At 71.4% G+C, this 15,063-nt stretch carries 11 protein-coding genes and 1 pseudogene; 8 read left to right on the top strand and 4 right to left on the bottom strand.

What is annotated here, in order from left to right; translation table 11 throughout:
• Window positions 1-328: 328 nt before the first annotated feature.
• From LCD31_RS15165 to LCD31_RS15190, 6 genes are all read left to right on the top strand, one after another.
• Window positions 329-1,447, top strand: coding sequence for an LLM class flavin-dependent oxidoreductase (locus tag LCD31_RS15165; RefSeq protein WP_224958876.1), 1,119 nt, complete (start codon window positions 329-331; stop codon window positions 1,445-1,447).
• A gap of 64 nt (window positions 1,448-1,511) precedes the next feature.
• Window positions 1,512-2,576: an Rrf2 family transcriptional regulator gene (locus LCD31_RS15170; RefSeq protein WP_224958877.1), complete on the top strand. Its 1,065-nt coding sequence runs from the start codon at window positions 1,512-1,514 to the stop codon at window positions 2,574-2,576.
• A gap of 19 nt (window positions 2,577-2,595) precedes the next feature.
• Window positions 2,596-3,057 (top strand): cupin domain-containing protein, encoded by a 462-nt coding sequence (locus LCD31_RS15175; protein ID WP_224958878.1) that lies wholly within the window; start codon window positions 2,596-2,598, stop codon window positions 3,055-3,057.
• 421 nt (window positions 3,058-3,478) lie between these two features.
• A complete protein-coding gene (locus tag LCD31_RS15180) occupies window positions 3,479-4,768 on the top strand; it encodes a glycosyltransferase family 87 protein (RefSeq protein WP_224958880.1) in 1,290 nt (429 codons plus the stop codon).
• A gap of 717 nt (window positions 4,769-5,485) precedes the next feature.
• Window positions 5,486-10,051 carry a glutamate synthase large subunit gene (gene gltB, locus LCD31_RS15185; protein ID WP_224958882.1) on the top strand — a complete coding sequence of 1,522 codons (4,566 nt, stop codon included), beginning with the start codon at window positions 5,486-5,488 and terminating at the stop codon, window positions 10,049-10,051.
• Window positions 10,044-11,495 carry a glutamate synthase subunit beta gene (locus LCD31_RS15190; protein WP_224958884.1) on the top strand — a complete coding sequence of 484 codons (1,452 nt, stop codon included), beginning with the start codon at window positions 10,044-10,046 and terminating at the stop codon, window positions 11,493-11,495. The genes gltB and LCD31_RS15190 overlap by 8 nt, the downstream gene beginning before the upstream one ends.
• 254 nt (window positions 11,496-11,749) lie before the next feature.
• Here the strand turns inward: LCD31_RS15190 and LCD31_RS15195 are convergent, their stop codons facing one another.
• On the bottom strand, window positions 11,750-12,307 hold the full coding sequence (locus tag LCD31_RS15195; RefSeq protein ID WP_224958886.1) for a TIGR03086 family metal-binding protein: 558 nt from the start codon (window positions 12,305-12,307) through the stop codon (window positions 11,750-11,752).
• Window positions 12,308-12,581: 274 nt separating this feature from the next.
• Between LCD31_RS15195 and LCD31_RS15200 the strand changes: the two genes are divergently transcribed.
• Window positions 12,582-13,778 (top strand): macrolide family glycosyltransferase, encoded by a 1,197-nt coding sequence (locus LCD31_RS15200; RefSeq protein ID WP_224958888.1) that lies wholly within the window; start codon window positions 12,582-12,584, stop codon window positions 13,776-13,778.
• Window positions 13,779-13,844: 66 nt separating this feature from the next.
• Here the strand turns inward: LCD31_RS15200 and LCD31_RS15205 are convergent, their stop codons facing one another.
• From LCD31_RS15205 to LCD31_RS29785, 3 genes and pseudogenes are all read right to left on the bottom strand, one after another.
• Window positions 13,845-14,039, bottom strand: coding sequence for a DUF397 domain-containing protein (locus LCD31_RS15205; protein ID WP_224958891.1), 195 nt, complete (start codon window positions 14,037-14,039; stop codon window positions 13,845-13,847).
• A gap of 39 nt (window positions 14,040-14,078) precedes the next feature.
• Window positions 14,079-14,192: pseudogene (locus LCD31_RS29780) on the bottom strand (Scr1 family TA system antitoxin-like transcriptional regulator); the annotation flags it as partial.
• Between the two features lie 34 nt (window positions 14,193-14,226).
• On the bottom strand, window positions 14,227-14,418 hold the full coding sequence (locus LCD31_RS29785; protein WP_224958892.1) for a helix-turn-helix transcriptional regulator: 192 nt from the start codon (window positions 14,416-14,418) through the stop codon (window positions 14,227-14,229).
• 240 nt (window positions 14,419-14,658) lie between these two features.
• On the opposite strand from LCD31_RS29785, the gene LCD31_RS15220 reads away from it, so the two are divergent.
• The coding region (locus tag LCD31_RS15220) for a hypothetical protein (protein WP_224958889.1) at window positions 14,659-15,063 on the top strand (405 nt) is incomplete at its 3' end.

The raw sequence follows: 15,063 nt of genomic DNA on the forward strand, positions 1-15,063 counted from the left end.
GGTGCGGAGCGGCGGTGCTGCTCTCCCGGCGCGGAGCGGCGGGACGTCTCGCGCTCCCGGCGGGGGGGGCGGGGGGGGGGGGGGGGCCCCCCCGGGGGGGGCCCCCGCCCCCCCCCCCGCCCGCCCCCCCCACCCGCCCGCGCGGCGTGGCCGCGCCCGCGTTCGTCGCCCAGCGCGCCGAACTCCTCTCGTGGCTCGGCGTGCACTGACCGACCCCCTCCCCGCGGCGCGCTCCTCCGCCGCTCCACCCCGGCCCCGCGGGCCGCGGGCGCGGTCCCGCGCGCCCGCGCGGCGGGCCCCCGGGAACCGAGACAGGAAGTGTCTGACCATGAGTGTGGAAATCGTCGGCATGATCGGCGCCCAGCACGTCTCCGAGATCCACCCGGCGAGCGGCCCCGCCGTGGACCCCGCGTTCCTGCGCCGCTTCGCCCGCGCCCACGAGGACGGCGGCTTCGACCGGGTCCTCATCGGCCACGGCTCCGGATCCCCGGACGGCACCCAGCTGGCCGCGCACGTCGCCGCGCACACCGACCGGCTCGGCCTGCTCATCGCGCACCGGCCCGGATTCGTGGCACCCACGCTGGCCGCGCGGACCTTCGCCACGCTGGACGCGTTGTCCGGCGGGCGGATCGCGGTGCACGTCATCTCCGGCGGCAGCGACGCCGACCAGCGCCGCGACGGCGACCACCTGGACAAGGAGCAGCGCTACGCGCGCACCGACGAGTACCTGGAGGTGCTCGAGCGGGCGTGGACCGAGGACGGGCCGATCGACCACGACGGGCCGAACTACCGGATCGAGGACTTCAGCACCGCGGTGAAACCCGTGCAGCGGCCCCGGATCCCGCTGTACTTCGGCGGTTCCTCCGCGGCGGCCTACCGGGTCGGCGGCAAGCACGCCGACGTGTTCGCGCTGTGGGGCGAGCCGCTGGCCGAGACCGCCGAGCAGATCGCCTCCGTCCGCGCCGCCGCGCGGGCCGCCGGACGCACCGACGTGCCCGGCATCAGCGTGTCGTTCCGGCCCATCCTCGGCGCCACCGAGGAACTCGCCTGGGAGCGCGCGCACTCCGTGCTGGACCGGATCCGGGCCGCTCGCGGCGGGTTCGGCTCCTTCACCGGGCCGAAGACGCTGGGCAAGGACTCGGAGGTCGCCAACGTCGGCTCGCAGCGCCTGCTGGCAGCGGCCGCCAAGGGCGAGCTGCATGACCGGGCGCTGTGGACCCCGACCTCGCAGGCCACCAACGCGGCCGGGAACTCCACCGCGCTCGTCGGCACCGCCGAGACCGTCGCGAAGGCGCTCGCCGACTACGTGGACATCGGGGTGACCACGCTGCTCATCCGCGGCTACGACCCGCTGGACGACGCCATCGACTACGGCCGGGAGCTCATCCCCGCCGTCCGCGAAGAAGTGGCGCGCCGCGCGGGCGCCGCCGAGCGGACACCGGCGTGAGCGCGCCGGACCGCCGGGTCGCCCGGGGGTGCATGATGCCGGGCACGGAACGAATGGAGTCGAGATGACCCGCAGCTGGGTGCCGGAGACCGCCTCGCGGGGCCACGTCGTGGTGCTGCACGGGCGGGGCGAACACCCCGGCCTGTACGAGCGGTTCGGCCGCAGGCTCGCCGTCGACGGCTACACCGTCGTCGTCCCGGACCTCGGCACCGCACCGGCCGACTGGTTCGACGGGGCGGGCGACACCGCCCGCATCCTCGTCGGCACCGACACCGGTGCGCTGCGCGCCTGGGAGACCGCGCTGGAGACCGAGGTGGACGGGCTGGTGCTGGCGGGCACCCCGCTGGCCGCGGCGCCCGGTGCGCCCGCCGGGCGCGAGGACGAGATCGCCGCCCGCACCTCCTGCCCGATCCACCGCGAACGGCTCAGCGCCGACCCGGACTTCCACTGGGGCGAGCTCGACGCGGGCACCGCCGAACCGCCGCAGCGGCTCCCGGACGTGCCGGTGCTGCTGCTGCACGGCGACGCGGACGCGATCGCGCCCGTCGACCCGGTCACCCGGCTCGGCGCCGCGCACCCGCAGGCGAGCACCGCGGTGTTCAAGGACGGCGTGCACGACGTGCTCAACGACAAGGTGCACCGCAGCGTCGCCGCCCGGATCGTGCTGTTCTGCGAGGAGATCGCCAAGGGCGCCGTGGTGCTGCCGGAGGTGGCCGCGACCAGGAGCACTCGGGTGCGCCGCGCCGCGCCCGTGCACATCTCCGCCCGCGTCGACTACTCGGTGCGCGCCCTGGTGGAGCTGGCGAGCAGCGGCAGGCAGCAGACCTGCGAATCGATGGCCCGCACCCAGGGGATTCCGCTGAACTCGCTGGTGAACCTGATGGTGGAGCTGCGCCGCGGCGGCCTCGTGCACAGCCAGCGCGGCTGCGAAGGCGGCTACTGGCCGGCGCGGGACGCCGCGGAGATCACCCTCGCCGACGTGGTCCGCGTCGTCGAAGGCGCGGTGACCTCCCGGCACGACGACGCCGAGCGGGACGCGGTGTGGACGCGGCTCGGCGGCGCCGTCGCGGACTTCCTCGAACGGATCACCATCGCCGACCTGGCCGCCGAACAGCGCGCGGCGGCCTGACCCAGAACGGAGCAGTTCCATGGCGGACGCATTCCACCCCGACCTGACCTCGAAGGTCGACCCCGCGGAGAAGCAGTCGCTGCGCTCCCGGCTGCACCACATCCGCGGCAGCGAGCTGGACGGGGGCACCGCGCAGACCGAGGGCATGCAGCGGTTCGCGGCGATCAGCGGCGACACCGTCGGCTCCGAGCGGATCTGGACCGGCGAGACGCACGTGGCGCCCGCGACGGCCTCCGACAACCACCACCACGGCGAGTCGGAGACCGCGATCTACGTGGTCAGCGGCCACCCCCGGTTCGTCTTCCACGACGGCACCGAGGAGGTGCAGATCGAGACCGAGCCCGGCGACTACATCTTCGTGCCGCCGTACGTGCCGCACCGCGAGGAGAACCCGGACCCGGAGCACAAGGCCGTCGTGGTGATCTCCCGGAGCACTCAGGAGGCCATCGTCGTCAACCTCCCGGAGCTCTACGCGCTCTGACCGAGCGTCTCTCTACTTCTGCTGCGGGGTGGTCGGGTGGCGGAACCTCAGCGGGATTCCCGCTGCGGGATCGTTTTCACCGGTGGCTCCGCCACAGGCGAAAACGCTGTCCTCGCGAGGATCCCGCTGAGAACCCGCTGGTGGTCCGGCTGCGTGCGTGGTCGGCAGTTCATCGGCTTCGCCGCTGACAGGAAACGGACATGACCTACCTGGCGGGTTCGACGGCAGCTGGAGTGATCGACCGGGTGGGTGGCCCGAGGCCCGAGCTGGCCGCCCACCTCGGAGCAGGGGTGTGGGGTGGAGCACTCCGGGCGGTTGGATAGAGTTCTGCGCCTGTATCCAGGTGCACCCCCTGCGGCCGGATGCTCCTAGTCGGGGATCGGGCAGCCGATGCTGGTGGCCGCGCGACGGAAGGATCTCGTTGGCCACCCCGCTACGCAGCCCCCGGTTACCCGGGCCCAGGCAGGCCGCACTCACCCGCTACCTCACCACCGCGCAGCGCTGGTTCGCGCGGCTGCGCGCCCACGTGCTGGTCCGGCCGCGGCCGGTCATCGCCGCCGGTGCGGTGGCGCTGCTGGTCTCGCTGGTGGCGCTGTTCCTGATGAGCCGCGCCGGGCTGGGGCACGGCGCGGGCGTCGACTACCAGGTGTACCGCTGGGCGGTGCACACCTGGCTCAGCGGCGGGGACATCACGGTCGGCGGTCCGATGACGAGCGCCGACCGGATCCTGCCGTGGGTGTACCCGCCGTTCGCGCTGCTGCCGCTGGCGGTGCCGTCGGTGCTGCCGTACGTGGCGGGGCTGTGGCTGCTCTACCTGACGGACCTGGTCGCGATCGGCGTGGTGCTGTACCTGGTGGCGCGGCGGACGTGGCCGCACCTGGGCCGGGAGAGCGCGGCCGCGGTGGCCGCGATCGGCCTGCCGGGCACGCTGCTGCTGGAACCGGTGTACGCGTCGTTCGGGCTGGGCCAGGTCAACGTGCTGCTGATGGGGCTGGTGGCGGTGGACTGCCTGACCGAGCACCCGCGCTGGCCGCGGGGCCTGCTGGTGGGCCTGGCCGCCGCGATCAAGCTGACGCCGGCCGCGTTCCTGCTGTTCTTCCTGGTGCGCAAGGAGTACCGGGCGGCCGCGGTCGCCGCGATCACCGCCGTCGCCGGGACCTGCTTGGGGTTCGTGCTGAACCGCTCGGCGTCGATGGACTACTGGTTCGGCACCGGTCCGGCCGCGGGCGTCAGCGGTTCCTCGTACCACACCAACCAGTCGATCATTGGCGCGTTGTCCCGGCTGGACCTGCCCGCGTTGACCGAGCACGCGCTGTGGGCGCTGTGCGCGCTGGTGCTGACGCTGGTGGCGGTGCGGGTGCTGCGCACGGCGGAGGTGGCTCCGGCGTTGCTGGCGACGGCGCTGCTGGCGCTGCTGGTCTCGCCGACGTCCTGGTCGGACCACTGGGTGTGGGTGGCGCCGGGCGTGCTCGTCGCGGCCGGCACGGCGTTGCGCAGGCGCAGCCGCGGCTGGCTGGTGTCGGCGGGCGTGCTCGTGCTGGCCGCCTTCGTCACCCCGTTCCGGATGTTCCCGGCCAATGGGAACTGGAATGCGCTACAGCACCTGTTCGGCAATTCCTATCTGCTGATCGGAATCGCAATGCTTCTGCTGCTGTCGCGTTACGCGGCGGAACCGGCGCCCGCGGTGACCGGAGACCCGTCCCGCGATTGACCGTCCGGACGGGAATTGCGAATCGTGACGGTGCGGAGCCGGGCCATTCCGCACCGCTGCCCCGGGAACACGGACTCGGGTCCGCTGCGCGCGCGCCGGGTGCTCGGCCGCTCGCGGAGCGCGATCGGCGGCGCCGGGACCGCGTGCGGGAGCCGGTGGCCGTCCCCGTCGTCGCCGGTCGGCGGCGTGATGTCCGAATGGAACGTTTCATCCGGAGCCCGGATTCGGCGCATGGCACGGGAATCTGGTCTCGGCGCTGCGTCATCCGTGTGAATTCGGGGCGGCGGCGGGGGAAGCCGGAGTTCCACAGAGGACGGTCTCGATGAGGTTCGAGTCAGGCAACCCTTCCCGGGATGTGTGCTGCATCACGCTCGAACCGGACTGGACCGAAAAAGCCGTCGTGATCAGGCGCAACGCCTGCCTTTGAGCCCTGGAGGCCGGTCCCCGCGGGCGCCGCCGCTGGTCAGGGGGTTGATCGAAGGTGACCTGCGGTTGACCGCCGGAAGGTGGCCGGTTCCACGCTCCGGGACGCCGCCATGTGATTTTCATCCGTGTTACTCAGGCGTAGCCGTGGGCCCGATCCGTCTGTACAGTGCCCGGAACTGACCGACGATGCAACGGCGCATCCTTTTGTCAGTGCCCGAAAGGTTTTCGCGGATCGCTTGCGAGTGCTCACAATTCCCTCGCCGCGATCCGGGCCTGGCGACGGGAGGATCGATGCCGGATTCCCAGTATTTGAGAAATGAGGCGCAACGTCGCGCCGCCGAGCGGGGTCTGTACGACCCGGCTCACGACCACGACGCCTGCGGGGTCGCATTCGTGGCCGACATGCACGGGCGGCGCAGCCACGCACTGGTGCAGAACGCCCTCACGGCGTTGCGCAACCTCGAACACCGGGGCGCCAAGGGCGCCGACCCGGAGACGGGGGACGGCGTCGGCGTGCTGACGCAGGTCCCCGACGAGTTCTTCCGCGCCGTGGTCCCGTTCGACCTGCCCGAAGCGGGCGGTTACGCGGCCGGGACGGCCTTCCTGCCCGCCGACGCCGACGAGGCGCGGGAGGCGGCCGGGATCGTCGAGCGGATCGTCGCCGAGGAGGGCCTCACCCTGCTCGGCTGGCGCGAGGTGCCGATCGAGCCGGACAACGCCGGGCGGGCCGCCCGCGAGGTGATGCCGAGCTTCCGCCAGCTGTTCATCGGGCACGGCAGCGACGGAGCCGAGTCCGAATCGGCCCTCCAGTTCGAACGCCGCGCGTTCTGCGTGCGCAAGCGCGCCGAGCACGAGGCCGCGGTGTACTTCCCGAGCCTGTCGGCCCGGACCTTCGTCTACAAGGGAATGCTCAGCGAGACCCAGCTGGGCTCGTTCTACCCGGACCTGGCCGACGAGCGGTTCACCAGCGCCATCGGCCTGGTGCACTCGCGGTTCTCCACGAACACGTTCCCGTCGTGGCCGCTGGCGCACCCGTACCGGTTCATCGCGCACAACGGCGAGATCAACACGATGAAGGGGAACCGGAACTGGATGCGGACCCGCGAGAGCATGCTCGCGACCGACCTCATCCCCGGTGACCTGCAGCGGCTGTACCCGATCGCGACGCCGGACGGCAGCGACTCGGCCACCTTCGACGAGGTGCTGGAGCTGCTGCACCTGGGCGGGCGCTCGCTGCCGCACTCGGTGCTGATGATGATCCCGGAGGCGTGGGAGAACCACGCCGAGATGGACCCGCAGCGCCGCGCGTTCTACGAGTTCCACAACTACCTGATGGAACCCTGGGACGGCCCCGCGCTGGTGGCGTTCACCGACGGCACCCAGATCGGCGCGGTCCTGGACCGCAACGGGCTGCGCCCCGGCCGCTACTGGGTGACCGACGACGGGCTCGTCGTGCTGGCCAGCGAGGTCGGCGTGCTCGAACTGGACCCGGCGCGCGTGGTGCGCAAGGGCCGGTTGCAGCCGGGCCGCATGTTCCTGGTCGACACCGGTGCCGGGCGCATCGTCGACGACGAGGAGATCAAGGGCGAACTGGCGGCCGCGCACCCGTACCAGCAGTGGCTGGACGAGGGCGTGGTGCACCTGGGCGATCTGCCCGACCGCGACCGCGAGGTGCCCTCGCACGCGTCGCTGGTGCACGGCCAGCAGGTGTTCGGCTACACGCAGGAAGAGCTGAACGTGCTGCTCAAGCCGATGGCCGCCGGTGGGGCGGAGCCGATCGGCTCGATGGGCAACGACGTGCCGTTCGCGGCGTTCTCGAAGCGCCCGCGGCAGCTGTTCGACTACTTCACGCAGCTGTTCGCGCAGGTCACCAACCCGCCGCTGGACGCCATCCGCGAGGAGCTGGTGACCTCGCTGGCCACCCACATCGGCCCCGAGCACAACCTGCTCGACCACGATCCGGACGCCTGCAAGCAGCTGGTGCTGCCGTTCCCGGTGCTGGACAACGACCAGCTCGCCAAGATCGTGCACATCGACGACGACGGCGACCGCCCCGGCCTCAAGCCCGCGATCATCTCCAGCACCTACCGGGTGCGCGGCGGTGGCGAGGCGCTGCGGGAGCGGCTCGACGAGATCTGCGCCGAGGTGTCCGCCGCGGTCGCCGAGGGCGCGCACGTGCTGGTGCTCTCCGACCGGGCCGCCGACGCCGAGCACGCGCCGATCCCGTCGCTGCTGGTGACCGGCGCGGTGCACCACCACCTGGTGCGGGAGAAGACCCGCACCCACGTCGGCCTGGTGATCGAGGCCGGTGACGTGCGCGAGGTGCACCACGTCGCGCTGCTCATCGGCTACGGCGCCGCGGCCGTCAACCCGTACCTGGCGATGGCCAGCGTCGAGGACCTGGTGCACAACGGCGTGCTCCAGGGACTCGACCCGGCGAAGGCCACCGGCAACCTGATCAAGGCGCTCGGCAAGGGCGTGCGCAAGACGATGTCGAAGATGGGCGTGTCCACGGTGGCCTCGTACACCGGTGCGCAGATCTTCGAGGCGATCGGGCTGGGCGCCGAGGTCATCGACCGATGTTTCGCCGGCACCACCTCGCGGCTCGGCGGGGTCGGTTTCGACCTGCTGGCCAAGGAGGTCGCCGAGCGGCACCGCCGCGCCTACCCGGACGACGGCGTGCAGGCCCCGCACCGCACCTTGCAGGTGGGCGGCGAGTACCAGTGGCGGCGCGAGGGCGACCCGCACCTGTTCAACCCGCGCACCGTGTTCAAGCTGCAGCACTCCACGCGGTCCGGCCGCTACGAGGTCTTCAAGGAGTACACGAAGGCCGTCGACGACCAGTCGCGCGACCTGATGACCCTGCGCGGCCTGTTCAAGTTCCGCGAAGGTGCCCGGCGGCCGGTGCCGATCGAGGAGGTCGAGCCGATCGAGTCGATCGTGAAGAGGTTCGCCACCGGCGCCATCTCCTACGGCTCGATCTCGCAGGAGATGCACGAGACCCTCGCGATCGCGATGAACCGCCTCGGCGGCAAGTCGAACACCGGCGAGGGCGGTGAGGACGCCGACCGGTTCACCCCGGACGCCAACGGCGATTCGCGCCGCTCGGCGATCAAGCAGGTCGCCTCCGGCCGCTTCGGCGTCACCAGCGAATACCTGGTCAACGCCGACGACATCCAGATCAAGATGGCGCAGGGCGCGAAGCCCGGCGAGGGCGGGCAGCTGCCCGGCCACAAGGTGTACCCGTGGGTGGGCAAGACCCGGCACTCCACGCCGGGCGTGGGGCTGATCTCCCCGCCGCCGCACCACGACATCTACTCCATCGAGGACCTCGCACAGCTGATCCACGACCTGAAGAACGCCAACCCGAAGGCGCGGATCCACGTCAAGCTGGTCAGCGAGGTCGGCGTCGGCACGGTCGCGGCGGGCGTGAGCAAGGCGCACGCCGACGTGGTGCTGATCTCCGGGCACGACGGCGGCACCGGTGCCTCCCCGCTGTCCTCGATCAAGCACGCGGGCGGCCCCTGGGAGCTGGGCCTGGCCGAGACGCAGCAGACGCTGCTGGCCAACGACCTGCGCGACCGGATCGTGGTGCAGACCGACGGGCAGCTCAAGACCGGCCGCGACGTGGTGATCGCGGCGCTGCTGGGCGCGGAGGAGTTCGGCTTCGCCACCGCCCCGCTGGTCGTGTCCGGCTGCATCATGATGCGGGTGTGCCACCTGGACACCTGCCCGGTGGGCGTGGCCACGCAGAACCCGCAGCTGCGGGCGAAGTTCGACGGCAAGGCCGAGTACGTGGTGAACTTCTTCGAGTTCATCGCCCAGGAAGTGCGGGAGTACCTGGCGGAACTCGGCTTCCGGTCCATCGAGGAGGCCGTCGGGCACGCCGAGCTGATCGACACCGACGACGCGGTGCGGCACTGGAAGACCGAGGAGCTGGACCTCTCGGCGATCACCCACGTCCCGGAGCTGGCGCCGGGCGCGGCGCTGCACAACACCACCACCCAGGACCACGGCCTGGACAAGGCCCTGGACCACACGCTGATCCAGCTCAGCGAGGGCGCGTTGAAGGACGCGACGCCGGTGCGGCTTGAGCTGCCGGTGCGCAACGTCAACCGCACGGTGGGCACCATGCTCGGCCACGAGCTGACCCGCCGGTGGGGCGGCGAGGGGTTGCCGGACGACACGATCGACGTGACGTTCACCGGTTCGGCCGGGCAGAGCTTCGGGGCGTTCGTGCCGCGGGGCATCACGCTGCGGCTGCTCGGCGACGGCAACGACTACGTCGGCAAGGGCCTGTCGGGCGGGCGGATCGTGGTGCGGCCGCCGGAGGGCGCCGCTTACACCGCCGAGGACAACGTCATCGCGGGCAACGTGCTGCTGTACGGCGCGACGTCCGGTGAGCTGTTCGTGCGCGGCGTGGTGGGCGAGCGGTTCTGCGTGCGGAACTCGGGCGCGGTCGCCGTCGTCGAGGGCATCGGCGACCACGGCTGCGAGTACATGACCGGTGGCCGCGCGGTGATCCTCGGCGGCACCGGCCGCAACTTCGCGGCCGGCATGTCCGGTGGCATCGCCTACGTGCTGGACCTGCGGGAGGAGCGGATCAACCCGGAGATGGTGGACCTCGACGAGCTGGACGAGGCCGACCGGGAGTTCCTGCACGACCGGGTCCGCAGGCACCACGAGCAGACGGCCTCGCAGGTGGCCGCGGAACTGCTGGCGGACTGGGACCGCGCGGTGGCGCGCTTCGCGAAGGTCATGCCGCGCGACTTCAAGCGCGTGCTGGCCGCGCAGACCGCCGCCGAGCGCGACGGCCGCGACGTTGACCAGGCGATCATGGAGGCGGCTCATGGCTGACCCGAAGGGCTTCATCACCACGGCGCGCCAGACGCCCGAGCGCCGCCCCGTGGACATCCGGATCAAGGACTGGCGCGAGGTCTACCTGGACTTCGAGCCGGGCCGGGTCAAGGAGCAGGCGGGCCGCTGCATGGACTGCGGCATCCCGTTCTGCCACAACGGTTGTCCGCTGGGCAACCTGATCCCGGAGTGGAACGACCTCACCTGGCGCGACGACTGGAGCGAGGCGATCGAGCGGCTGCACGCCACGAACAACTTCCCGGAGTTCACCGGGACGTTGTGCCCCGCCCCGTGCGAGGCGGCGTGCGTGGTCGGCATCAACTCCGATCCGGTGACGATCAAGCAGGTCGAGATCGAGATCATCGACCGGGCCTGGGCGGAGGGCCGGGTGCCGCCGCAGCCGCCCGCGTCGAAGACCGGCAAGCGGGTCGCGGTGATCGGATCCGGGCCGTCCGGCCTGGCCGCCGCCCAGCAGCTGACCCGCGCGGGCCACGACGTGGTGGTCTACGAGCGGGCGGACCGCATCGGCGGGCTGCTGCGCTACGGGATCCCCGAGTTCAAGATGGAGAAGCGGCGCCTGGACCGCAGGCTCGGCCAGATGCGGGCCGAGGGCACCGAGTTCCGCACCGGCGTGCACGTCGGCGTGGACGTGTCGGTGGAGCAGCTGAAGGCCGACTACGACGCGGTGGTCCTCGCCGGCGGCGCCACCGCGGCCCGGGACCTGCCGATCACCGGCCGCGAGGCGGTCGGGGTGCACCAGGCGATGGAGTACCTGCCGCTGGCCAACAAGGTGCAGGAGGGCGACCTGCCGTCCTCGCCGATCGACGCCGCGGGCAAGGACGTCGTGGTGATCGGCGGCGGTGACACCGGTGCGGACTGCGTCGGCACCGCGCACCGGCAGGGCGCGAAGTCGGTCACCCAGCTGGAGATCATGCCGACGCCGCCGTCGACGCGGCCGGACAACCAGCCGTGGCCGACGTACCCGATGACGTTCAAGGTGACCTCGGCGCACGAGGAGGGCGGGGAGCGGTTGTTCTCCGTCAACACCCAGGAGTTCCTCGCCGACGAGAACGGGAACCTGCGCGCGCTGCGGCTCGCGGAGGTGCGCCGCGAGGACGGCCGCTTCGTGCCGGTCGAGGGCACCGAGCGGGAGCTGCCGTGCCAGCTGGCCTTCCTGGCGATGGGCTTCGTCGGCCCGGAGAAGGAGGGCCTGCTCACCGATCTAGGCGTGGAGCTCGACGAGCGCGGCAACGTCGCCCGCGACTCGGACTTCATGACCACTGTGGACGGTGTGTTCACGGCGGGCGACATGGGCCGCGGCCAGTCGCTGATCGTGTGGGCGATCTCCGAGGGCCGGTCCGCGGCCGCCGGGGTGGACCGCTACCTGACGGGCCGGGACGTGCTACCCGCCCCGATCGCCCCGACGGACCGCCCGCTGGTCTGATCGAGCGTCTGACGAAGCGCCCCGGGTGAATTCACCCGGGGCGCTTCGCGCTTGTTGCGTAGCACTGGGGTGGCGGAACCTCAGCGGTTCCCTCGCTGCGGGATCGATTTCACCGGTGGCTCCGCCACAGGAGAAATCGCTGTCCTCGCGAGGGAACAGCTGAGAACCCGCGGGTGGTCCGGCTGCGTGCGTGGTCGCTGCTCATCGGCTTCGCCGCTGACAGGAAAGAGTCGTGTTCCCCTGGGGGCGGGCGGTCAGGCGCGGCGGCCCAGCAGGGAGAGGAGTTGCACGGCGGGGTCTGTGCTGTCGGTGGGGATCGGCGGGTCGATGATGCCGAGGCCGACCATCCGCTCGGCGTTGGGGCGTGCGTAGGCGAGGCCGAGGTCGACGGCGGCCGGGTCGAGGTCCTCGGGTTGCCCGGTGGCGCGCGCCAGGTCCCAGCCGTGCACGGTGAGGTCGATGAGCATCTGCTCGGCGTAGGTGGTCATCGGCGCTTCGCCGAAGGAGAACCGGGCGGTCCCGGTCAGGTCGGCGGACGCCCACGCCGCGCGGGATCCGCGGGCGGCGTCGTCCCACGCGCGCACCGGGTCGTCGCCGAGCAGGTCGCCGTCGTAGCGGTCGCCGACCTGCTCCAGGGTCTCCCCGGCGAGCAGGTGCGGTGCCCAGCGGTGTTCGGCGACGAGGTGGCCGACGAGGTCGCGGACGGTCCACGCGCTGCACGGCGTCGGGTCGTCCCACCGCTCGACGGCGTGCACCAGGGCACCGAAGCGGTCGAGGCCGGCGGGGATGAGCTGCTGCGCTGGAGTCGGCATGGCGGCACGCTACGCCACGGTCGAGGCCGCCACCGCGCGCTCGGTGCCCGGCTTCGGCGCGGCGTGCCGGCGGCAGCGGTGTGGATCACACCCGAACGCCGCATATCGGGAACGTCGCAGTTCAGAGCCTTGATTTGGCGGCATTTCGCTCGCTGTGAAGGTAATTGGTTGCGGAAAACACCTTTTTTCGGCGCCGCGTTCGGAGGACCATGGGCTAGGTCGATCGGGCGCGGCGGGTATGGGCCGGTCCGGGCAAGTCTCATCCGAGGGGAACATGAGCAAGCACTTCGCGTTCGTCAGCATGACCGCGCACGGACACGTCAACCCGACGCTGCCGCTGGTGGAGGAGCTCGTCCGCCGCGGCCACCGCGTCACCTACGCCATCGGTCCCGAATTCCACGACGCCGTCCAGGCCGCCGGTGCCACGCTGTTCGACACCGGCACCGTGATGCCCGAGATGCCCACCAACTTCGCCAAGTTCACGCCCGAGGCCATGGCCCCGATGCTGGAGTTCCGCATCGAGGACATCCAGCGGTCGTTCCCGAAGCTCGTCGAGCACTTCCGCCAGGACCTGCCGGACGCGGTGTGCTTCGACCAGGCCGAGGCCACCGGTCCGATGCTCGCCGAGAAGCTGGGCGTGCCCGAGGTGTCGCTCATCCCGCACTTCGCGGGCAACGAGCACTTCTCGATGCGCGACGTGATGGTGAAGAAGGACGACGAGAACCCCTTCGACCCGAACCACCCGATCGTGCAGGACTTCGCGAAGCGGATGAAGGAGCTCACCACCGAGTTCGGCGTCACCTTCGACCCGTCCTCGTTCGGGCAGGCGAAGCCGTCGCCGCTGAACCTGGTGTTCCTGCCGAAGAAGTTCCAGCTGCGCTCCGAGACCTTCGACGACCGCTTCGAGTTCATCGGCCCGTCCGTGGGGCAGCGCGGCGTCGTCGACTGGAAGCCGAAGCACGGTGACAGGCCGCTGCTGTTCATCTCGCTGGGCACCGTGTTCAACCAGCGCCCCGAGTTCTTCCGGCTGTGCATCGAGGCGTTCCGCGACTCCGGCTGGCAGGTCGCCATGTCCATCGGCAAGGTCGTGCAGGAAGCCGACCTGGGCGAGATCCCGGAGAACTTCGAGGTGCGCACGAGCTTCCCGCAGCCCGCGGTGCTCCAGCACGCCACCGCGTTCCTCACCCACACCGGCATGAACTCGACGATGGAGACGCTGTACTACGGCGTGCCGCCGATCGCGTTCCCGCAGATGCCGGAACAGGAGGCCAACGCCGACCGCGCCCAGGAGCTCGGGCTCGGCAAGCGGCTGCAGGCCGACGACGTCACGCCGGAGCTGCTGCGCGCCACCGTGGACGAGGTCGCCGCGGACGAGCAGATCCGCGCCAACCTCGCCGAGATGCGCGAAGCCGTCCTCACCAGCGGCGGAGCCCCCGCGGGCGCCGACGCCCTGGAGCGCTTCCTCTCCTGACACCACCTGGCTGAACGGCACATCCGCCCGCGCTGCTCGGGCGGATGGGCCGTTCGCAAGTGCGGATCAGGCAGCGGGGTAGCGGTCGGATTTGATCGCGGTCAGGAACGCCGTGAACGTCCGCCGGTCGAAGAACAGCGGGCTCTCGGCCGGGTTCTTGCTGTCGCGGATGGCGCGGGTGCCGGGGACGTTGAGGGCGACTTCGACGCAGGTGCCGCTCCCGCCGCCGCTGTAGCTGCTCTTGCGGAACTCAAAGATCATGTTCGTACCTCTTTGCGTAGCGGGTGAGGAGGTCGTTCGATTCCGAGCGTAGTCGGAAGTCTGGAGCAGCCCGGGAACCACCGAGATCTGGAAATCGGAGATCGAACGGGCCTCGCTCTCGTACGCCGCGATCGCGCTGAGCTGTTGTTCCATTGCCGAACCGATCTCAACCCATGTTCCGGCACCTTCACCCGCCAGCCGCAGCAGGCGTTGTTTGGCAGGGCCGGTGACGGCGAGAGCGGTGAGGATGGAGGCGACCTTCGCCGACGTCGGCGCGGCGTGCGCCCGTCTCGATGCGGGACAGGGTGGATCGGGATATGTCCGTCGCCGCCGCCAACGTCTCCAAGGTCCATTCGAGTGAATCTCGGGCTCGGCGCATCTCAGCTCCGATCGCCCTTGCCTGGGAACCGGCGAACTTCGGCACTGCTGACCTCCCTCGGCGACCCGGTCGCGCGTGCAACCCCTGAACGTGTCGTGGTGATCTGCGATTTCCCGGCCGGTTCCGGCGTTGCTACGTTCCCGGCGTCCGAGAAGCGGTGATCGTATCCGCGACGCGTCCCTCCCGATCGGGCGATATGTCCACAGTGGAGCGGATGCGCGCGTCCGGCAGAGGAGAAACGTGGAATCGACGAGCACGACCACCCCGACCGTCGAGGAGTTCCGGGCGGAGCTGGGGGAGTTGGTGGCCGTACACCGGCCGCGGTTGTTCGCGGTGTGCGAGGAGATCGGGGTCCGGGAGGACGGGTTCGTGCGGTGCTGGGGCCTCGACTTCGGCGACGCGGCAGAGGTGTTCGCGGCCGAGGACGGGCGCGGGCGCGCGCGGTTCCGGTCCGTCGACGCCGCCGTCGCCCACCTGGCCCGGCACGACCAGGTGCACCTGATCTGGGCGGACGAACCGCCCGCCCCGGCCGGTTCGGCGAAGTGGGGGGCGCCCCAGGGCCCACGGCAAGGCCGCCCAGCCCGAGGGACCCCCACCCAAACAAAACCCGGGGGCCCGGGGGGGGGCCCGGGGGGCCCCCCAAAA

The sequence above is a fragment of the Saccharopolyspora sp. 6M genome (assembly GCF_020176775.1).
GTDB lineage: Bacteria > Actinomycetota > Actinomycetes > Mycobacteriales > Pseudonocardiaceae > Saccharopolyspora_C > Saccharopolyspora_C gregorii.